The following is a 19,979-nucleotide window of genomic DNA, read 5'->3' on the forward strand; positions in this document are numbered from 1 at the left end:
AGCCATGCCGGGACGTTGGCCCTGGCGTGAAACTGGCGCTGTTTTCGCCGACTAGTTTTTGTCGATCAGCACTTCGGTCGCGGCCAGTAATGCGCATGTCGCGACGCCATCCATGGCGGTGCCGAGTTCGTCGATCGACGGGAAGGTCGGTGCGAGGCGAATGTTTTCGTCGCGGGGGTCGTTCTTGTACGGGAACGTGGAGCCTGCAGCGGTGAGGGCGATGCCAGCTTCTTTGGCGAGGGCGATGGTGCGCGCTGCGGCACCGTCGACGACGTCGAGGCTGATGAAGTAGCCGCCTTCTGGGTGCGTCCAGGAGGCGATTTTGCTTTCGCCGAGACGGTTTTCGAGGATCTCGAGGACGGCCGCGAATTTGGGTTCGATGAGTGCACGGTGTTTCGCCATGTGTTCGCGCACGCCGTCGGCGTCGCGCAAGAACATGAGGTGGCGGAGTTGGTTGAGCTTGTCGGGACCGATGGTCGCCACGCCGGCGTTTTTCCCGTACCAGTCGAGGTTGGCTTTCGATGATGCGAGGAATGCGACGCCTGCGCCAGCGAACGTGATTTTGCTGGTGGAGGCGAAAACGTAGACGCGGTTGGGGTTTCCGGCTTCGGCGGCGAGGTCGAGGATCGGTACCGGTGTCGGCTCGCTGTCGACGAGGGTGTGGACGGCGTAGGCGTTGTCCCAGTAGATCCGGAAGTCGGGGGCTGCGGGCATGGCGACGAGTTGTCGAGCGACGTCTTCGCTGACGGTGTAGCCGGTGGGGTTGGAGTAGGTGGGAACTACCCACATGCCTTTGATGCTGGGGTCGTTTGCGACGAGTTCGGCGCAGGCGGCGACGTCGGGGCCGTCCGGGTTCATGGGGACGTTGACCATTTCGATGCCGTACCGCTCGGTGATGCCGAAGTGGCGGTCGTAGCCGGGGACTGGGCACAGGAATTTGATGGGGCTCTGCGACCACGGGGTTTCGGAGTCGGGAGTGCCGTGCAGCAGTGCGGCGACGGTGATGTCGTGCATGATTTGCAGGCTGGCGTTGCCGAGGGCGATGGTGCGGTCGGCGCCGGTGCCGAGGAGTTCGCCGAAGATTTCGCGGAGTCCGGGTAGTCCGGTGACGCCACCGTAGTTACGACAGTCGGTGCCGTCGGGGCTGGTGTAGACGTCGCCAGGCAGCTTGAGCATCTCGTTGGAGAGGTCGAGCTGGTCGGGTGCTGGTTTGCCGCGGGTGAGGTCGAGTTTGAGGCCGGCGGCTTTGAGCGTTTCGTAGCGTTTGCGGAGGTCGTTTTGGGTGGTGCGGAGTTGGTCGACACTCATAGAGTGAAAGTTCAACGGAGGACCTCTCCCACAAACGCGCCTCGCGGCGTTTGCAGATGTGACGCTTGAAAAAGTTAGCGGACCCCGCGCACCCGAGAGAGCCCGTTGACCCTTGCTGCCTTCCGGCCCTGGGGGAGTTCACAGGATGCACGCCGCGCGGGATCCGTAGACCAGTGTAGCGGGTCGTTTTGGGTTCCATGCACGGCACCCGTTACGATCATTTCTGCCTGGAGGATTCGCCTAGTGGCCTATGGCGCTCGCCTGGAACGCGGGTTGGGTTAATAGCCCTCAGGGGTTCGAATCCCCTATCCTCCGCCATGCACAACGCGGCCCCCTGCCTGAGGAACGAAGGCAGGGGGCCGCGTTGTGCATATTGAGCACTGCGGATTCGGGAGGAGCGTAGCGACGGTTCCTCTATCCGACCGCAGCTGGGCCCAGCCGGGAAGACCATGCGCGACATAGGACAACCAGCAGGTGCGCGACAACTTCTTCGTTGCCGTTTGAGCCCCGCTACCCTCGACACCATGCCCACCGTCGATGACCTGCTTGCCGAGCTGGATGCCCTTAACGACCCGAAGGTCCTCGCGATCAATGCCCGCCACGGCGATGATCACGGCGTCAATCTGAGCAAGCTGCGGGCGATTGGGAAGCGCCTTAAGGCCCAGCCGGATTTGGCGCGTGAGCTGTGGGCGACGGATGACACAGCAGCACGACTGCTCGCGATCTTGGTCAGTCGGCCGAGCAACTATTCAGCGGCTGAGTTGGACGCCATGCTCCGCGAGGCGCGGACTCCGAAGGTGCGGGACTGGCTCTTGGCGAACCTGGTGAAGAAGGGCCGCTACGCGGAGGAGCTTCGCGTCGCATGGTTCGACGACCCGGATCCGACGATCGCCGGCGCGGGCTGGCACCTGACGAGTGTTCGTGTCGCGAAGGGCGGCGAAGGCCTGGACTTGTCCGGACTGCTCGACACGATTGAAGCCGACATGAAGGACGCCCCGTCCGACCTTCAGTGGCCCATGAACGAGACCCTCGCCCAGATCGGCATCAATAACCCTGACCTGCGGAGTCGCGCCATCGCGATCGGCGAAAAGCTTGAGGTACTCAAGGACTATCCGACACCACCGAACTGCACGTCGCCCTATGCGCCGATCTGGATTGGCGAGATGGTGCGCCGGGCCGCCGAGTAGCCGATCAGAACAGCCGTCGCCGCAGATTCGTCTCGGCTAGGTCGACGAGTTCGTCGCCGCGACCTGACATCACCGTCCGGAGGGCGTAAAGCGCGAACCCCTTGGCCTGTGCCGCCGAAATCGTCGGTGGGATCGACAGTTCCTGGCGTGCCGTCGTGACATCGAGCAGTGCCGGGCCATCGTGCGCCAGGAAGGCGTCGACCGCGGTGGGCAGATCCTCTGATTCGGTGACGCGGCGGCCCCAGATCCCGACCGATTCGGCGAGTGCCGCGAAGTCGGGGTTCTTGAGGTCGGTGCCGAAGGTAACGAATCCGGCGGCCTTCATCTCAAGCTCGACAAAATTGAGTGACGCGTTGTTGTAGACGACGACCTTCACCGGCAGCGAATTTTGAACCAGCGTCAACAACTCGCCGAGCAACATCGCGAGCCCGCCGTCACCGGCAAGTGCAATGACCTGCCGCTGCGGCGAGACCGCCGAGATGCCAGCGCTCTGGGAGAGCGCATTGGCCATGGATCCGTGGCTGAAAGAGCCGATCAGCCTGCGGCGACCATTCATCTTTATATACCGGGATGCCCACACCACCGGCGAGCCGACGTCGGGCACGAAGACCGCGTCGTCATCCGCCGCATCCGAAAGCAGTTTGGTCAGGTACTGCGGATGGATCGGTTCGCCCGGCCCGGCTGGGGCTGCCAGTTCGTCGAGTCCGTCGCGGGTTCGCCGGTAGTGCTCAAGTGCGGCATCCAGGTGCCCGCCGTCACGGCCATCAACGATCCGTTCAGTGAGGCGCGGCATCGTGTCGGCGGCGTCGCCGACCAACGGAAGGTCGACGCGACAACGCCTGCCGATTTGGCGGCCGCGGACGTCGAGTTGGATGACAAACGCCTTCGACGGCAGAAACTGCGAGTAGGGGAAGTCGGTGCCGATCATCAGCAGGGTGTCGCAGTGCTCGATGGCGCGATAGCCGGACGAGAATCCGAGCAGGCCGGTCATGCCAACGTCGTACGGATTGTCGTACTCCACATGCTCCTTCCCGCGGAGCGCGTGGACGATCGGAGCCTTCAACGCGGCAGCGAGCGCAACCAATTCGTCGTGAGCACCTGCAGTGCCCGCGCCAGCGAGGATCGTGACTCTCTTGGATTCGTTGAGCCGGACGGCGGCCAAGCTCAACGGTTCCACCGCCGGATACATCACGGTCTCCACGGCACGGATCCGGGAAACTCGTTCGGGACGGTCGATCTTGGCGAGGAACAACTCCCCCGGAATCACCAGGACAGCCACACCGCGTTGCTCGACGGCCGTACGGATCGCGATGTCGATCAGATGGGGCGCCTGTTCGACAGTGTTGATCGTCTCGCAGTAGTCGCTGCACTCGGCGAAGATCTGCTCAGGGTGGGTCTCCTGAAAGTACGTGGTGCCGACGGTAGCCGCTGGAATCTGCGCCGCAATCGCCAGAACCGGCACCCGAGAACGGTGCGCGTCATACAACCCGTTGATGAGGTGCAGGTTTCCCGGCCCGCAACTACCCGCGCACACTGCCAGTCGACCGGTAATCGCCGCCTCACCCGACGCAGCGAAAGCCGCACCCTCCTCGTGCCGCACGTGGGTCCAAGCCAGCGACTTCGAGGTCCGCAGCGCATCGGTGAAGCCGTTGAGAGAGTCACCCGGAATTCCGTAGATACGCTCGACGCCCGCGGCAGCGATAGTTTCGACAATCAGGTCAGCGACGGTGTAGCTCATGACTCTCCTCCAGTACAGGACGCGTATCTCTCGCCAGGGTAGGACGTTCATCACTGGAATAACGCCGCCTCCCAAAGAAAGCTGGGGCGGTACCTGCCTACTTCACGGCTCGGGGAAAACCTCTGGGCGCAGCGTCGCGTCGAGCAGGAACATTAACTGCGCGACGCGGGTCTTCCCTTTTGGTGCGGGCGGATAGCGGCGAAGGACGTCGAGCACTGCCGCGGGCATGCGCGCGATTTCTGCGGCAATGAAGCGCTCGGCGTCTGCCGCTGAACCGTCAGCTTCGACCGCCGCTGCTGCGTACGCCGACGCCCGCAGAATGTGACCGACCTGCGTCGCTTTTGGAAGCGGATGCAGGTAGGCAGCTGCGGCCGCGTCACCGGCTGCGTAGGCGGCACGGGAAGCCGCAATCGTTGGCGCAGCTTTCGCCGCTCGATGCGCGTCGACAGCAGTTCGACGCTGCAGGTTCGACCGCGGTTCACCGTCGACGAAACGCTGTGCCGCGTTGAGCGCAGCCTGCGGCATCGGGCTATCAGGGCACGCTTCGACATACAGCGGCAGCACGCTGCGGGCTGCGGTCAGCGCGAATTCGACGACGGCCCGCAAATCCTCGGCGGTGAGGTCAACTTCCTTCGGCAAGCGGTGGCTCCCCATCGAGCGGTATCTCGGTTTCACCGGGCAGCAGCGGCGGTTCGCCGCCAGAGGATCCGCGCGGATGCCCGATCGCTGTGTTCACGAACGCGAGGATGGGTACTGCGAGGAGGCCGCCGACGATGCCCGCGAACATAATGCCTGCGGCGATCACGATGATCACGGCGACTGGGTGGAGCTTCACTGACCGTCCGAGGAGGAACGGTTGGAGCACGTGGCTTTCCACTTGCATGATCACCACCAGCACGACGACCACCAGCAGCGCGGTCACCCAGCCTTGCGTGGCGAGTGCGACGAGGACGGCCAGCGATCCGGCGGCGACCGAACCGACGATCGGGATGAAGGCACCCAAGAAGATGAGCGCCATCAGCGGTAGCACCATCGGTACTTGCAGGATCGCCAAGCCGATACCGATTCCGATGGCGTCGATCAGGGCGACGAGCACGGTGGCGCGCACGTACGACTGCAGCGTCCGGAATCCCGCATCGCCTGCGGCACGAACGTGCTCGCGGTGTGCCGAGGGGATGAGTTTGGTGACGTACTGCCAGATTTGGCGACCGTCGTACAGGAAGAAGATCAGCAGGAAGATTGTCAGCAGGGTGGCCGTCGCCAGCATGGTGACGACCGCTGCGGTATCGATCGCACCTGTCGCGATGGTGGCCTCGTGGGCGCGCAGCCACCCGATGATGTCGTTGCTGCTGCTGCGAACGGTCTCGGAGTCAATCTTGAAGGGGCCGGTTTCGAGCCAGTTGCGGACCTTGGACACCGAGTTGGCGATGTCGTCGGACATCCGCGGAACACCGGTGATGAGTTGTTGGACAACAAAACTCAGCCCGGCGGCAATCACCGCGAGCGTTAGTACGACGGCCAGCAGGACGCCTATCGAACGCGGAATCCGGCGCCGTTCGAGCCAACCAACCATCGGAACCAGGAGTGCAGACAGCAGAATCGCGATCGCCACGGGAACAAAGAGTTCTTTAAAACGGAGAAAAATCTGCCCGAGAACAAACAACCCCGCACCGACGATCAGCAGTCGCCACGTCCAGGCTGCGGCCACGCGAAGACCCGGATTGACCTGCGTCGCAGCCCAATCCGGGTCGTTCTTGTCGACACCGCTGACGATCTCGGCGGCGAGTTTCTTGGGCCCCTCGTCGGGTGCGGAACTCACACCGGCGACGTTACTCGCGATCGTCGAGAAACGGACCGACTAAAAGTCCAGCGTCACCGGGGCTGCGTTACCCAACGACAGCGCGGCGAGCGAGGTCGGCGTAATGCCCTGGCGGAAAGCTGCGGCAATCCCGGAAACGTCCTCACCCTTGGCGAGACGGGCGGCCTGCGCGGCGGTCAGTGTCAGGTCGGCGATGTTGACGCGACGCAGCACGTCATTGCCGTTCTGGTCGGTGGTTGAGGTCCGCATGCTCAACACCGCTCGCGTGCCATTGACTGTGATGACTGGATCGGCCAGCGCAATCTCGAGCAGGTGGAACTTGGTGAACGCGACGACGGTCCCCTGGTAGCGCAGTTGGCCCTTGCCGTTGCTGAGGCTGTTGCCGACGAGCTTGAACGACATCCGCCCGTTGCTGTCGATGGCCGCACCGTCGCTGCCCGACAGTCCTCCCGACGTGGTGTTCTTGACGGTGTCGGCGAACGACGGTGAGTAAGCCCAGATCAGGTTCTTTGGTGCCGGAGTCGGGGTGTTGGGGCCGTTCTCGGTGGAGTAGTTCAACGGAACGCGCAGTTCCTGGGCGGCATTTACCGCGTCGGCAGCACCGAAGGTGTAGATGCCCCAGCGGCCGTTCGCTGGCAGTTCCTTCGGAGTCGCGAGGCTGATGCGTGCGGTGAACTCGCCGGCGCGGCTCACCGGGGTCCACTGTTGGCGGACGGTGCGACGCATGTCGAACGGCACGTTCGGAACGCGACTAAGGGCATCGCGGGAGAGTGCCCACTTGGTTTGCGCGCGGACGGTGGTGCGCGAGGATTCCGGCGCCCCCTGTGATGGACGCCAGTTCGGTGAGAACGCCCCGAAGGTGACGAAGGTGCCGTGCGGAACGCCCGGCGGCACCGGAACCGGAAAACCACCGGAGGTATTGGCGTTCGGATCGAAGCCGGTGCCCTTCACAACGACAACGTCGCCGGGGTGCAGCACGGTGGTGCCGACCGGGGTCACACCGTCGGCGAGGTACACGGTGATCGCGGGCTTCCAGGGTTTTGCTGTCGCAGGCGCAACCGCGACAGCTGTCAATGCCACGGCCATCAGACCGGAAACGAGTGCGACGATTAGCCGCGACAGCTTGTTCATAAGCTAACCCTAACCTACGAGCTTTTCGAGCCAACCGGGACCAAAGTCCCATCCACCCGGGTGTTTGTGCCGATTTTTCCAAGATCCGCGCGAAAGACAGGCCCAAACTGAGGTCATGAACACACGCAAAGACACCAACATCTGGCCCGGGCTCACCTGCAACGACGCGATCGCCCAGCGCGACTGGCTCGAGCAACTCGGATTCATCCCCGGCGTCCTCGTCGAGGGCGACGGCGCGGGAGAAGTGATGCATTCCGAAATGCTGTGGCCCGACGGCGGCCGAGTGATGATCCACTCCGCAAACAAGGCCGACAAAACCTTCAACCGACCGGTCGGCTCCGGAAGCCTGTACGTGGTCGTCACCGACCCCGACGCGGTCTTCGCCAAGGCCACCGCGCTCGGTGCCACCCTTGTCCGAGAAATGGAAGACGCCGATTATGGATCCCGAGGGTTCTCCATCGCCGATCCGGAAGGCAACGTATGGAGTTTCGGGACCTACGCGGGCTAACTGGCGTCACGATCACCCCGTACGACATCGACGGTGCCGCACCCGGTGAGCATCTCGGGCTGCCTTCCGCCTCCGCGACGCTGGTGGTCGACCTGGCCGACGGTTTAGTTCTCAGTAGCGAGAGCACCCGCGGGACCACCGCCTTCCGCTGCTGCCTGGCGGGAATGCACCTGAGGCCGGTGACAATTCATCACGATGGTTCCCAGCACGGGGTGCAGCTTGCCCTCTCGCCCACCGCGGTACGAGCCATCCTCGGCATGCCGTTCGGCGAACTCACCGGCGAGATGATCGAGTTATCGCAGGTAAACACGGACTTTGCACGCCGCCTGCACGAACAATTAGCGCACGCGCGGCCAGCGGTCCGCACGCAGGTGTGTGCAAGCGCGCTCGCCGCCATCGCCGCCGACACCACTCCGGCCTTCGACGCGCAGACCGCGTGGGACGTGATCGCGCGCAGGCGCGGCCAGGTGACAGTGGCCGAACTCGTCGAATTGTCGGGGTGGTCGGCGCGGTATCTAACCAAGCTTTTTGTCGCGGAGTTCGGCGTCGGGCCAAAGCAGGCCGCTCGACTGGCTCGCTTCGACGCCGCACGCGCCGCCCTCGAATCGGGACTGCCCGCAGCAGCGGTCGCGGCGGATTATGGGTATGCCGATCAGCCGCACATGTCGCGCGAGTTCACCGAGTTGACCGGGTTCGCGCCCGGGGCATTGCTGGCGCGACGGGCGGCAGAATTTTCCCCAGCCAACGAGCGCTAACTCGGCTCGATTCGATTCCCGTCTTCATCCCAATGTTCGGCGACCATCTTGCTCGGCGGAACACGCGGAGGTTCGCCCGGCATCTTCGGATAGTTGGGCGGGTACACCATGTCACCCAGGCCGTCGGCTTCGTCGCGCTCGACCATTTCCAGGAGTTTCTCCAAGCCGGAACGGTGCTCGGCGATATCGGCCCATGGGTCGCCCCGACGTTCGACGAGGGCCGGAACGGTCGCAATCGTGAGGTCCTCAGGGTCGATGTCGACGAGCTCTTCCCAGGTCACCGGGGTGGAGACGCGGGCGCGGGCCGACTTGCGCGCCGAATACGGCGAGGCCATCGAGCGATCACGGGCGTTCTGGTTGTAGTCGATGAAGATCCGGTCGCCGCGTTCTTCCTTCCACCACGATGTGGTGACGGCTTTCGGTTCCCGGCGTTCCAGCTCGCGTCCGAGCGCAATCACCGTGCGTCGGGTCGCGATGAAATCCCACTCCGGCCGGATGGGGACAAAGACATGCACCCCGCGGCTTCCGGAGGTTTTCACGAATCCCGTCATGCCAATTTCTTCGAGGAACGGCTTCACGAGGTCGAGTGCCACGCGTCGGACATCGTCGAACGACTTTCCATCCGGCGGGTCCAGATCGATTCGCAGTTGCTCCGGGTGATCGTTGTCGGGGTCGACGGTGGGCCAGGTGTGGAACGTGAACGTCCCCAGGTTGGCGGCCCACACCACGTCAGCGGCAATTCGCGGACAGAATGCATCACCGGAACGCTTGGACGGGAAGACGATCCGCGTCGACTGGACGTGTTCGGGGTGATACTTCGGCAGATGCTTTTGATAGATCTGCTCACCCTCCACCCCGTCGGGGAAGCGTTGCAGAAAGGTTGGCCGCCCGGCGATCGCCGTCAGGAGGGGTCCGGTCACCGCCATGGTCCGGTAGTAGTCGACGAGGTCGGCTTTCCGTCCGCCGTCGTCGCCGAGTTCCGGGAAGTAGATCTTGTCGGGGCTGCTCATTTTCACTTCGACGCCGTCGACGTCGAGCATGACGGGCTTCGGTTTGGGCGGCATCAGGAACTCTTTCCGGTCTCGAGGACGTCGAAGATGTCGTAGGTGAGCGGCACTTCGAGTTGGTCGTACCCGCAGCTTTCCGGTTCGCGGTCGGCACGCCAGCGCAGAAACTTCACGGTGTGCCGGAAGCGTTGGTTTTCCATTTGGTCGTACGCGAACTCGGCGACCAGTTCCGGTCGCACCGGAATCCACTCGGCGCTTCCGGCACTGCGCCACCGGCTGACCTCCCCTTGCGCCACGTTGTCCGGATCGAGGCGCATCGGTTCCAGCAGTTCTTGCAATTCAAGGCGCACCTTGTCGGCGAAGGCACTCGACCCGCCAACCATCCGTAAGTCGCCGGTGTCGTCGTAGAGGCCGAGAAGCATTGAGCCGAGCCCGGTTCCGGACTTATGAACGCGGTAGCCGAGGATCACGCAGTCCGCGGTGCGCTTGTGCTTCACCTTCACCATTTCACGCTTGCCAGGCACGTAGATTCCGTCGAGTCGTTTACCGACGACGCCGTCGAGTCCCGCGCCTTCAAATTCGGCGAACCACGCTTTGGCGACGTCGGGGTCCCTGGTGACACGACTGACTTGGATCCGCTCATCCCCGGAGTCAGCGGCGGCCTCAAGCAGCGCAGCGCGACGGACGTCGAACTGTTCGCCGGTCAGATCGAGAGTGTCGGTGGCGAGGGCATCGAACCCGATGAACACGGCTGGCGTCTCCTCAGCCAACTTCGCCACCCGCGACGCCGCGGGGTGGATGCGCTGAGAAAGCGAGTCCCAGTCGAGCCGATTGACACCGCCGACAGGCCTGGCCACCGCCACCTCACCGTCGAGCACGATGCGCGGCGGTAGTGCACGGCGAGCGGCGTCGACGATTTCCGGGAAGTAGCGGGCCAGGTCTTTGCCACCGCGCGACGCCATCACAACCTCGTCGGCGTCGCGGAAGATCAAGGCGCGGAAACCATCCCACTTCGGCTCGTACGACCACACCGGCCCCTCAGCTGGCTGGTCCGGAACAGCACCGACGGCTTTCGCGAGCATCGGTTGCACGGGCGGGTTTACCGGAAGGTCCACTCGCCCATCGTTCCCGAGTACCAGTCGCTTGGCAACGACTTCAGGTGCATGTTCCAAACTCCGGCGTCTCCCGTACTCGGGCTAACCTTTCCCCTCGCTCTCCGAGTGGGGCCGCGAGCGAAGCGAGCGCACCCCCTAATCGAGGAGTACGCGACAATCGCGGACGCCTTCGGGCTAACGCGTCGAGGGTCGAACACGGCGTGTCCGACTCTTCGGCGTGTCGAACCTGACGCGCTGCCGCGTTTGTCAGAACGGTGGGACTCCGTCCTCAGCTAATTCCCGGGCTTCGGCTTCCTCGCGGATGCGGCGGTTGGCGGCGCGGCGGGCAATTCGGTAATCGTGCTTGGCCTTCGTGCGGGACTTTGTGCGTTGAGGGCCGTCCTCGACGTGTCCGGAATCCGGGCGTGTCCCGCCGAACGTGGGGTGCGAGCACGGAATCAACCCCACTTCCGGCAGCAGCCACGTGTTCAACGCTTGCTGACGAACGGTGAACCCTTCCGGGGTCGTCACCTCGGTCCAGATCACACCGTTGGCGTCAACGATCTGATCGTCAAGCCAGCCTTCGGCACTGGTCTTAAGCCCGTGATGGAACCGGCACTTGGGGTTGATATTGCACAAGCACGTCGGGCCACCAGCGGCCGGGTCGTCGTGGTCATACTCGCACACGTGATCCAAATCCGCCGCAAACGCTGGCTCGCTGCAGCCGGGCCAGGTGCACGTCCCGAACAGGCCCCGCAAAACCACGTCGAGAGTGGCAGTGGGCCGGTAGTTGTTACCCGGCTGGGCCTGGTGATCGAGCAGATCACCCAGATCGACCTTGCGGGCCACCGCATCGGAACGGGCAGCGATCTCGTGAACATGCTGGGCCGAGATCGGGCCGAACCCATCCAACTGCGCCGGCGTCTCGGACGTGCCGTCGAGGGTTTCTTCCCGCACCACCACATGCAACACCACCCGCGCACACCGAGCCTGAACCTGCTCGGCCGACAGTTCAGCGGTGCAATCATCCTCGCCGCACTGGCAGGTGAACGCCGTACCGTTCAACCGCGCCATCGCCGCATCCGAGCGACGGACCTGCTTGGTGCGGGGATCTTTCGGGCACACCCCGGCGATCACCGCATCAAGGACCTCCTTAGCGATACGCACGTCCTCGGCCGCAGCGGTAATGATCAACTCCGACATCCCCTCGCTGAGCGGGTTGACCAATACCTTCTTGTAGGCCTTGACCTGCTCACGAGTCAACGTGACCGCATCGGGGTCATGCTCGGCGACGACCGCAGCAACAACGGCCTCCACACGCTTGGCCGAAAGGCCCCCCAAACCCATCAGTCGGTGAGCGACCTCGGCGTCGATCAGGGCCAGCAAAGCGAGGTCGTCGACCAGGGCAGTTTGCTCGACCACACGAGCAAACCAGGCGTCGGGGATCAGCCCATCACGCAACAAGCCACCCACCGCCGGAATGCGTTCAACACACGCTACGGCCCGTTCGACAAACTGCTCGGCCGTGTACTGCCGCACTCCAGCCGCCGTCGCATACGACGCCGCGACCTGGCACAACGGATCGTACACGCGGGCAAACACATCCGAGGTCGTACCGGCCTGCGCTTCGGCAAACCGTTCCTGCAGCAGCGAGCAAATCTCGCTGTAGCGATGCCACATCACCACCCCGGCAAACGAATCGACCCGAGCCGCAAACGCCAACCGCTGCGCACGCGAATCACGCACCACACCAGAAGAGGCAGCCGAACCCTCCGCCGAACCGCCAGAGGCAACCGGGGCAGGGCGGGCGATCCGGATCAAAATCTCCCCGTCGGAAACCTCAACCGTGGAGGCCGGCGGGCGGGTACTGGTGCGAGTAGTCATCTAATTTCCCCTTCGAATTGCTAGCTCGAACTTACGTTCGATTCTAATTCGAGGGTCTGACAATTTTGGATCGGAATCTGAGGGCATTCCGCACGAGGGAGAGCCAGAGGGAGCAGCCAGGTTCGACACGCCGAAGAAGCGGACACGCCGCGTTCGACCCTCGACGCGTTAGCGCGACGGAAGGAACGTGCCGATTTTGACGAAGTCAGCCGTCGGCCTATAGTCCATGTTGACTAATTGGTATGGACTAATCAATGTGGACGGGACTTCGAATGCCGGGCAAATCCCTTCGTCTTACGCCGCTGGCAGTAATGGTCTTGGCGCTACTGCGCGAGGGCGACATGCACCCGTACGAGATGGCTCGCACGCTGAAAGCACGCCGCGATGACCGCATGGTGCCCATAACCAACGGGACGCTGTACCACACCGTCGACCGGCTCCTAGCAACCAAATTAGTAGACGAAGTGGGCGTCGACCGCGATGGAAACCGCCCTGAACGCACCACTTACACGCTCACTGAAGCCGGGCGCGACGCTGTCGTCGCGTGGGTTCGGGCCGAACTCCCCTTAAACAAACGGCCCGCCCAGTTCCGCGTCGCCCTGGCCGAAGCCCACAACCTCGACCGCGCCGAAACCATCCAACTTCTCAGCCAACGACGCGACGCCCTCATCGCCGACCTTGACGGGCATCGCGCAGGCCTCGCCGGTGCCGCCGAACGGGACACCCCACCTCAGTTCCTCATCGAAATTGACCGGCAGGCCGAACTCATCGAAACCGATCTCCGGTGGACCCGCCGACTACTTACGCATCTGGGCGACCCCAACTACCTGTGGGGCGTCGATGCGCGCTTCCCCAGTTCGCACCATCCCGAATCGAAAGACGCCACCTCATGACCACCCCCTCCGCCACCGCCGAACGGAGTCCATGGCCTGCGCTGTGGGCGCTGGTCATCGGCTTCTTTATGGTGCTGGTCGATACGACGATCGTGTCGGTCGCCAACCCCGCCATCAAAGCTGCGCTCGACCCCGACACCAGCAACCTCGACAACGTCGTGTGGGTCACCAGCGCCTACTTGTTGGCGTATGCGGTGCCACTGCTCATCACCGGCCGTCTCGGCGACCGCTTCGGTCCCCGCAACATTTACCTCATCGGCATCACCATCTTTACGCTCGCGTCGCTGGCGTGCGGACTGTCGTCGTCGTTGGGTGAACTCATTGGGTTTCGCGCCATCCAGGGTTTGGGTGCCGCCCTGGTGACCCCGCAGACGATGGCCGTCATCACGCGTACCTTCCCGCCGCATCAGCGCGGAACCGCGATGGGCCTGTGGGGATCTGTCGCCGGTGTCGCCATGCTCGTCGGGCCACTCGCCGGCGGTCTCCTCGTCGACCATGCGGGCTGGGAATGGATCTTCTTCGTCAACGTCCCGGTCGGCGTCATCGGCATCATCGCCGCATGGAAGTTGGTGCCGAAGCTGGAGACCCACCCGCACCGCTTCGACATGATCGGTGTCGTCCTCAGCACCATCGCCATGTTCCTGATCGTCTTTGGGCTCCAGGAAGGCGAAAAGTACAACTGGTCCACCGGCATTTGGGCGATGGTGTTCGGCGGTGTGGCCGTCATGGGCGTGTTCTTGTGGCAGCAGTCGCGGACCAAATCTGAACCACTGGTTCCGCTCGAACTGTTCAAGGACCGGAACTTCACGATCTCCAACCTCGGAATCGCGGTTGTCGGCTTTGCCGTAACCAGCATGACACTGCCGATGATGTTCTTCATCCAGCTCGGACGCGGACTCACCCCCACCCAGTCGGCATTGCTGATGATTCCGATGGCCGTCCTCGCCGGCGTCCTGGCGCCCCTTGCCGGGAAACTCCTCGACCGGACAGATCCGCGCTACCTGCTGATCCCCGGCCTTGGGCTCTTCAGCGTCGCCCTGTTTTGGTACGCATCGATGATGAACGTCGATACCCCGATCTGGATGTTCCTACTCCCCTCCGCATTGATGGGCCTGGCGAACGCTGGCATGTGGGGTCCGCTCGCGACGACGGCAACCCGAAATCTGCCACCACGCCAGGCCGGTGCCGGTGCTGGCATCTACAACACGACGCGGCAGATCGGCTCGGTCCTCGGTTCGGCAGCAATTGCCGCCGCAATGCAGTCCCGGCTCGTTGCCAACATGCCGGAAAGCGCCGGGCACTCCGACGCCATCGGTGCCGGTTCCCTGCCGAACTTCCTATTGGCACCATTCTCAAAGGCGATGGAGCAGTCACTTCTGCTCCCCGCGGCCGTGATGATCATCGGCGTGATTGCCGTGGCGTTCATGGTCCGCCCGGATAGCACCCGCCCGGAATACCGGGCCAAACTGCAGCGGGAAGCCGACGCGAAAGCAGCAGAAACTACCGTGTAGGAATGCCATCGGTTTCACCTGCCGCAGGTCGCTTTGCGCCATCGCCATCCGGCGACCTACATATCGGGAACTTGCGGACCGCGGTCCTGGCGTGGCTGTTTGCCCACGCCAGCGGCCGCGATTTCGTGATTCGCATGGAAGATCTCGACCGGGTGGCACCGGGCTCAGATCGCCGACAACTCACCGACCTCGCCGCCCTCGGTCTCACCTGGAACGAGCCCATCGTCTACCAGTCGGCCAGGCTGGCCGAATACCGTCGCATCGTCGACGAGCTCATCGCCGCCGACCGTACTTTCGAGTGCTACTGCACCCGTCGAGAAATCCTCGACGCCCCCAGCGCGCCGCACTCCCCGCAGGGCGCGTACCCGGGAACCTGCCGCGACCTCACTCGGGCTGAACGGGTCGAACGACGCGCATCCCGCCCCGCCGCCATCCGCTTGCGCGCCGACGTGTCGACCTTCACCGTCCACGACACTCTGCACGGCGAGTACACCGGCGACGTCGACGACTTCGTTCTCGTCCGCGGCGACGGCACGCCCGCCTACAATCTCGCCGTCGTCATCGACGACGCCACTACCGGTATCGACCAGGTGGTTCGCGGCGATGACCTGCTCAGTTCGGCACCGCGGCAGTCGTACCTGGCGACACTGCTGCACCATCAGCCGCCCGAATACGCGCACGTGCCGATGGTGCTGAACGACAAGCACGTTCGCCTCGCCAAACGCGACGGTGCGGTGACCCTCGAAGACCTCGCCGAGCACGGGATCGACGCGGCGGGTGCACTGTCGATGATCGCGGAGTCGCTGGGGCTTGCTTCGCCGGGCGAGCCGGTGACGATGCAGACGCTGGCCGCCCGTTTTGACCCCGCGGCTTTGCCCCGCGAACCGTGGATCTTTATCCCGCCGAAATGACCTACTTCGCGCCCGCGTAATACCGTCGCAGAAATTCGTCGCGGTACTCGAAGTAGTTGCCAGCCTCAATCGCGTGGCGGGCACGCTCAACCAAGGTGACCGTAAACGACAGGTTGTGCAACGTCGCCAACGTCGATGCGAGACCTTCCTTGGCTTTGAACAGGTGATGCAGGTAGGCGCGGGTGTACTGCGTCGAATAGTTGTCGAGTTCGGCATCCAACGGCGAGAAGTCGTCGCGGTACTTAGCATTTGTGATGTTGTAACGACCGTCGAACGAATAGATCGCCCCGTTACGTGCCACACGCGTCGGTGAAACACAGTCAAACGTGTCAGCGCCGTTCTCGATCGCGGTGAAAATATCGTCGGGCTCGCTGATACCCAACAGGTGACGGGGTGCGTCGTCGGGCAGCTCGTCGGTGACCCATCCGACGATGGTCCCAAGGTTCGCTTTCTCCAGCGCGCCCCCGATACCGTAGCCGCCGAAACCCTTGCCGCCGTTTTCCCGGTCGATCCGACTCAGTTCGACGAGGTCGCGGGTCGCCTTGCGGCGCAAGTCCTCGTACTGGGCACCCTGCACCACTCCCCACAGTGCCTGCTGCGGGCGATGGTCCCGCTCAACCGAGAGTCGATTGTGCTCGGCGAGGCAGCGGATAGCCCACTGGCGGGTGCGCTCCAACGAACTCTCCTGGTAGCCACGCGTGTTCATCAGCGTGGTGAGCTCGTCGAACGCAAAGATGATGTCGGCACCGAGTTGGTGCTGGATCTGCATCGACACCTCGGGCGTAAAGCGATGCTTGGAACCATCGAGGTGCGATTTAAACGTGACGCCATCGTCGTCGACGTTTGCGAGCCGCTCTTTCCCCTCGGCGATCCGGGTGTCGTCCTGCTCGCCGACAACATCCATCGAGATGACTTTCTTGAAGCCCACGCCCAGCGACATCACCTGGAAGCCACCGCTGTCGGTGTAGGTGGGGCCGTGCCAGTTCATGAACTTGCCCAGGCCACCCGCCCGGTCGACAATCTCCGGCCCCGGCTGCAGGTAGAGGTGATAGGCGTTCGCGAGGACGGCTTGCGCGCCAAGGGCCTCCACCGATTCGGGCAGCACCGTCTTCACAGTCGCCTTGGTTCCGACCGGCACAAAGGCTGGCGTCTGGATCTGACCGTGCGGCGTCGTGATGGTTCCCGTACGGCCGGCAGTGCCGGGTAGGGACGTGCGCGGTGCGAAGTGGCTGGTAGTCACACTCGTCATCATCCCAGTCGTGCACGTACACGCTCAAATTCGTTAGCGTAGAGCCCATGACTGTCACCAAGAAACTGCTTGCGACCGCGTTCCTCGGCTTCTCAGTGGTCCTCACAGCTACGGCGTGCGGGTCGGAAAACGATGCCACCTCGAGCGCCGATTCGTCGGCGACTGTGGTGACGCCACCGGCGAACAGCAGCATCCCCGTGGTTGGCGGCCCCAAGCCGAAGACGACTTCCGCGGATGCCGCGCCGTCGAGCAGGTCCGCTGAGGGCGATCAGACCTGCGGTGCCACCAAGGGCCCGGACGGTGCCCTCCAAATTCACATCGTCGAAGGTGACGTCTCGTGCGACACCGCCAAAACCATCGCGAAGGAGTATGGCCCGCTGATCGCTACCGGCGCACCCCAAACCGTCTCCGGATGGGACTGCGGACCGTCGAAGGTGGTCGGGGAACTCGCCCGGTGCACCAAGGGCAGCCAGGCGTTCGCACTAATGCCGAACTGATCGAGAACTACTCGCTCAGAGCGTCGGCGACACGTTCCAGGGCGGCGACGCGGCTGCCCTTCACCAGGACCGCGTCGCCGCGCTGGAGTTCGCTCAGCGCAGCGACCGCGCCGTCGACCCCGGCGACGTGCGTCACGCCGTCTCCGTAATGCGGTTCGTCGACCGCAATGACCGTCACGCCCAAGTCAAGGGCCTGTTTGGCGACGCTTCGGTGGGCAGCAGCGCTGTCGTCGCCGAGTTCGGCCATGGTGCCGAGGACCGCATACCTGCGGCTCGCATCGAGCCGCGCCAGTGCAGTTAGTGCGGCACCCATCGACGTGGGGTTGGCGTTGTATGCGTCGTTCACGATCGTGACGCCAGCCGCGGTCGTGCTCATTTCCATTCGCAGCCCCGACAGTTCGGCTGCGAAGAGACCCTCGACGATCTGGTCGAGCGGCACTCCCAAACCTCCGCCAGCGGCGGCAGCGGCCAGCGCATTGCCCACCTGGTGTTCGCCGCGCGCACCGAGCTTCACCGGCGCTTGCCCCCACGGGCTATGCAGGGTGAAACTCGCCCGCAGTTCATCGTCAAGGGTGATGTCGGTGGCGTAGACGTCCGCTGCATTCTCGACGCCGTATGTGAGCACTCGTGCGCTGGTTCGCGATGCCATTGCCGCCACCCGCGGATCGTCGGCGTTCAACACCGCCAGACCGTCGGCGGGCAGCGAATCGATGAGCTCCCCCTTGGCCTGTGCCACATCTTCGATAGTGCCGAACATTTCCAGGTGGACGCCCTCGACACGAGTCAGGACCCCCACCGTCGGTGAGGCGATCGAACACAGTTGGGCAATGTGGCCGACGCCCCGGGCACCCATCTCCAAGACCACGGCCTCGGTGCTGTCGGGCGCACCGGCCAGTGTCAGCGGCAGCCCCAGTTCGTTGTTAAACGACTTCGCGCTCGCCGCAGTCACAAACGTCGTCTCCAGCACGCCGGCCAGCAGGTCTTTGGTCGATGTCTTACCGACCGAACCGGTAACGCCAACCACCCGACCCGGGAGCAGGGCGCGGACCGCGCGGCCCACGTCCGCCAGCGCCTCCGCCGTATCGGCCACCTGGATCGCTGTCGCATCGACCGCCGCATCGGGTGCCCGATCCGTCAGGTACGCCGACGCCCCGGACTCGACCGCCGCCGAAATGAAGTCGTGACCGTCGCGCGCGGCGACAATCGGCACAAACAATTGACCTCGACGGACCGACCGCGAATCGATACTGGCCGAATCGATGTCAACGTCGGGTCCATGGAGGGTTCCGCCGGTCGCGGCGGCGATCTGAGAAGTTGAGAGGCGCACGTCGAACTACGCTACAAGGGTGCACGTATCGTTGCACCCATGAGCATTCCCCTCATCCGGCTTGTCGTCCTCTATGGCGGAGTATCCGCAGAACACGACGTCTCCCGCGTGAGCGCAGCACATGTGTTGGCTGCCGCAGACCGAACCAAGTACCGCATCATCCCCGTTGGCATCGACCAACGCGGCGTGTGGCACCGCAACGACGCCGCCGCCGAGGCCATCGCCGCAGGTGCGGAACTACCCAACAGCCTGGAGATCGAAGGCCCCACGGTCAATCCGTTCGAGGTGCTGAACGGTCCACCCGAGGACCTGACCGTCGTGTTCCCCCTCCTGCATGGACCGCACGGCGAAGACGGCACCGTCCAAGGCATGCTGGAACTGTTCAAGCTCCCCTACGTCGGCTGCGGCGTCCTGTCCTCATCCGTGTGCATGGACAAGGCGATGACCAAGGAGATCGCGGCACGCGCCGGGATCCCCCAGTGCCGGTGGATCACCTTCCGCGACGGCGTCGACGATGCCCGCCAGATCCTCACCGACGTCGAAGAACAGCTGGGCATGCCCGTGTTCGTCAAGCCCGCCAACATGGGATCGTCGGTCGGCGTGAGCCGCGCGCAAAACCGCGAAGAACTCGACGCCGCCATCAATCACGCCCTCCGCTACGACGATGTCGTCATCATCGAAGAGGCCGTCGTTGGACGCGAGATTGAAGTCGCGGTCCTTGGTAACACCGCACCCGACACCTCACTGCCCGGTGAAGTGAAGATCGGTTCGGACTTCTACGACTACGCCGACAAGTACCTGACCGGCGCCGCCGAACTCATGATCCCCGCTCCCCTGCCCGAAGATGCGATCGCGCAGATCCGCGAGTACGCGGCTGATGCATTTATCGCGCTGCGCTGCGCAGGTATGGCCCGTGTCGACTTCTTCTACGAAGAGGGTGGTCGTGGATGGTTGCTCAACGAGGTCAACACGATTCCCGGGTTCACACCATCATCGATGTACCCGAAGATGTGGGAAGCGACGGGGATCGCCTACCCCGATCTCATTGACCGTCTCGTGGCGTTGGCGCTCGAAGTGCACCGGCGTCGGAGTTCGTTCTCGACTGAGCACTGACGCCAGCGGTCACTTACCCGGTACAGACAGAAACGTCCCCGAGAGCC

General features: G+C 63.8%; 18 protein-coding genes, 1 tRNA gene and 1 other RNA gene. 9 read left to right on the forward strand and 11 right to left on the reverse strand.

All coding sequences use genetic code 11. From position 1 onward, the window contains the following. Window positions 1–51: 51 nt before the first annotated feature. Both AC1L34_RS12880 and ffs read right to left on the reverse strand, forming a co-directional pair. Window positions 52–1,323: an aspartate aminotransferase type Ic gene (locus AC1L34_RS12880; protein ID WP_424293054.1), complete on the reverse strand. Its 1,272-nt coding sequence runs from the start codon at window positions 1,321–1,323 to the stop codon at window positions 52–54. Between the two features lie 57 nt (window positions 1,324–1,380). Further along, window positions 1,381–1,477, reverse strand: an RNA gene (gene ffs / locus AC1L34_RS12885) — signal recognition particle sRNA small type. Window positions 1,478–1,537: 60 nt separating this feature from the next. Between ffs and AC1L34_RS12890 the strand changes: the two genes are divergently transcribed. Together AC1L34_RS12890 and AC1L34_RS12895 are read left to right on the forward strand one after the other, a co-directional pair. After that, window positions 1,538–1,626, forward strand: a tRNA-Ser gene (locus AC1L34_RS12890). A gap of 206 nt (window positions 1,627–1,832) precedes the next feature. Further along, window positions 1,833–2,495 (forward strand): DNA alkylation repair protein, encoded by a 663-nt coding sequence (locus AC1L34_RS12895; RefSeq protein ID WP_424323495.1) that lies wholly within the window; start codon window positions 1,833–1,835, stop codon window positions 2,493–2,495. A gap of 4 nt (window positions 2,496–2,499) precedes the next feature. Here AC1L34_RS12895 and poxB read toward each other — a convergent pair whose 3' ends face one another. The 4 genes from poxB to AC1L34_RS12915 form a co-directional block, all read right to left on the reverse strand. After that, the gene (poxB, locus tag AC1L34_RS12900; RefSeq protein WP_424296502.1) at window positions 2,500–4,233 is read right to left on the reverse strand and encodes a ubiquinone-dependent pyruvate dehydrogenase; all 1,734 of its coding nucleotides are present in this window, start codon (window positions 4,231–4,233) and stop codon (window positions 2,500–2,502) included. A gap of 102 nt (window positions 4,234–4,335) precedes the next feature. Then, window positions 4,336–4,872 carry a putative immunity protein gene (locus tag AC1L34_RS12905; RefSeq protein WP_424325229.1) on the reverse strand — a complete coding sequence of 179 codons (537 nt, stop codon included), beginning with the start codon at window positions 4,870–4,872 and terminating at the stop codon, window positions 4,336–4,338. Continuing rightward, complete coding sequence (locus tag AC1L34_RS12910) at window positions 4,856–6,052, reverse strand: AI-2E family transporter (RefSeq protein ID WP_424296506.1); 1,197 nt, start codon at window positions 6,050–6,052, stop codon at window positions 4,856–4,858. Before AC1L34_RS12910 ends, AC1L34_RS12905 begins: the two co-directional genes overlap by 17 nt. Before the next feature lie 39 nt (window positions 6,053–6,091). Beyond that, window positions 6,092–7,183: an HtaA domain-containing protein gene (locus tag AC1L34_RS12915; RefSeq protein ID WP_424325228.1), complete on the reverse strand. Its 1,092-nt coding sequence runs from the start codon at window positions 7,181–7,183 to the stop codon at window positions 6,092–6,094. Window positions 7,184–7,298: 115 nt separating this feature from the next. On the opposite strand from AC1L34_RS12915, the gene AC1L34_RS12920 reads away from it, so the two are divergent. Both AC1L34_RS12920 and AC1L34_RS12925 read left to right on the forward strand, forming a co-directional pair. Beyond that, window positions 7,299–7,691 (forward strand): VOC family protein, encoded by a 393-nt coding sequence (locus AC1L34_RS12920; protein WP_424296510.1) that lies wholly within the window; start codon window positions 7,299–7,301, stop codon window positions 7,689–7,691. Continuing rightward, window positions 7,664–8,446 carry a helix-turn-helix domain-containing protein gene (locus tag AC1L34_RS12925; RefSeq protein ID WP_424323498.1) on the forward strand — a complete coding sequence of 261 codons (783 nt, stop codon included), beginning with the start codon at window positions 7,664–7,666 and terminating at the stop codon, window positions 8,444–8,446. Before AC1L34_RS12920 ends, AC1L34_RS12925 begins: the two co-directional genes overlap by 28 nt. Here AC1L34_RS12925 and AC1L34_RS12930 read toward each other — a convergent pair. From AC1L34_RS12930 to AC1L34_RS12940, 3 genes are all read right to left on the reverse strand, one after another. Continuing rightward, window positions 8,443–9,510, reverse strand: a complete 1,068-nt coding sequence (locus tag AC1L34_RS12930) for a DNA polymerase domain-containing protein (protein WP_424296514.1) — start codon at window positions 9,508–9,510, stop codon at window positions 8,443–8,445. The two genes, AC1L34_RS12925 and AC1L34_RS12930, sit on opposite strands and share 4 nt — an antisense overlap. Further along, entirely contained in the window at window positions 9,510–10,568 is a 1,059-nt protein-coding gene (locus AC1L34_RS12935) for an ATP-dependent DNA ligase (protein WP_424323535.1), read from the reverse strand. The genes AC1L34_RS12930 and AC1L34_RS12935 overlap by 1 nt, the downstream gene beginning before the upstream one ends. Window positions 10,569–10,814: 246 nt before the next feature. After that, window positions 10,815–12,431, reverse strand: coding sequence for an HNH endonuclease signature motif containing protein (locus tag AC1L34_RS12940; RefSeq protein WP_424323499.1), 1,617 nt, complete (start codon window positions 12,429–12,431; stop codon window positions 10,815–10,817). A 272-nt stretch (window positions 12,432–12,703) separates the two neighbouring features. On the opposite strand from AC1L34_RS12940, the gene AC1L34_RS12945 reads away from it, so the two are divergent. From AC1L34_RS12945 to gluQRS, 3 genes are read left to right on the forward strand one after another with little or no spacing between them, the layout of a single operon-like run. Further along, on the forward strand, window positions 12,704–13,324 hold the full coding sequence (locus AC1L34_RS12945; protein WP_424325227.1) for a PadR family transcriptional regulator: 621 nt from the start codon (window positions 12,704–12,706) through the stop codon (window positions 13,322–13,324). Continuing rightward, window positions 13,321–14,835: a DHA2 family efflux MFS transporter permease subunit gene (locus AC1L34_RS12950; RefSeq protein ID WP_424296977.1), complete on the forward strand. Its 1,515-nt coding sequence runs from the start codon at window positions 13,321–13,323 to the stop codon at window positions 14,833–14,835. Before AC1L34_RS12945 ends, AC1L34_RS12950 begins: the two co-directional genes overlap by 4 nt. A gap of 2 nt (window positions 14,836–14,837) precedes the next feature. After that, window positions 14,838–15,746 carry a tRNA glutamyl-Q(34) synthetase GluQRS gene (gene gluQRS / locus AC1L34_RS12955; protein ID WP_424296978.1) on the forward strand — a complete coding sequence of 303 codons (909 nt, stop codon included), beginning with the start codon at window positions 14,838–14,840 and terminating at the stop codon, window positions 15,744–15,746. Window position 15,747: 1 nt separating this feature from the next. Here the strand turns inward: gluQRS and tgt are convergent, their stop codons facing one another. Beyond that, a complete protein-coding gene (gene tgt, locus AC1L34_RS12960; protein ID WP_424296980.1) occupies window positions 15,748–16,998 on the reverse strand; it encodes a tRNA guanosine(34) transglycosylase Tgt in 1,251 nt (416 codons plus the stop codon). A 44-nt stretch (window positions 16,999–17,042) separates the two neighbouring features. Between tgt and AC1L34_RS12965 the strand changes: the two genes are divergently transcribed. After that, on the forward strand, window positions 17,043–17,492 hold the full coding sequence (locus AC1L34_RS12965) for a hypothetical protein (protein ID WP_424296982.1): 450 nt from the start codon (window positions 17,043–17,045) through the stop codon (window positions 17,490–17,492). Window positions 17,493–17,499: 7 nt separating this feature from the next. Here the strand turns inward: AC1L34_RS12965 and AC1L34_RS12970 are convergent, their stop codons facing one another. Then, window positions 17,500–18,819 (reverse strand): UDP-N-acetylmuramoyl-tripeptide--D-alanyl-D-alanine ligase, encoded by a 1,320-nt coding sequence (locus AC1L34_RS12970; protein WP_424322797.1) that lies wholly within the window; start codon window positions 18,817–18,819, stop codon window positions 17,500–17,502. A 39-nt stretch (window positions 18,820–18,858) separates the two neighbouring features. Between AC1L34_RS12970 and AC1L34_RS12975 the strand changes: the two genes are divergently transcribed. Next, window positions 18,859–19,932, forward strand: coding sequence for a D-alanine--D-alanine ligase family protein (locus tag AC1L34_RS12975; RefSeq protein ID WP_424293985.1), 1,074 nt, complete (start codon window positions 18,859–18,861; stop codon window positions 19,930–19,932). The last annotated feature ends 47 nt before the right edge of the window (window positions 19,933–19,979 follow it).

Source organism: Gordonia sp. 34D, assembly GCF_056682775.1.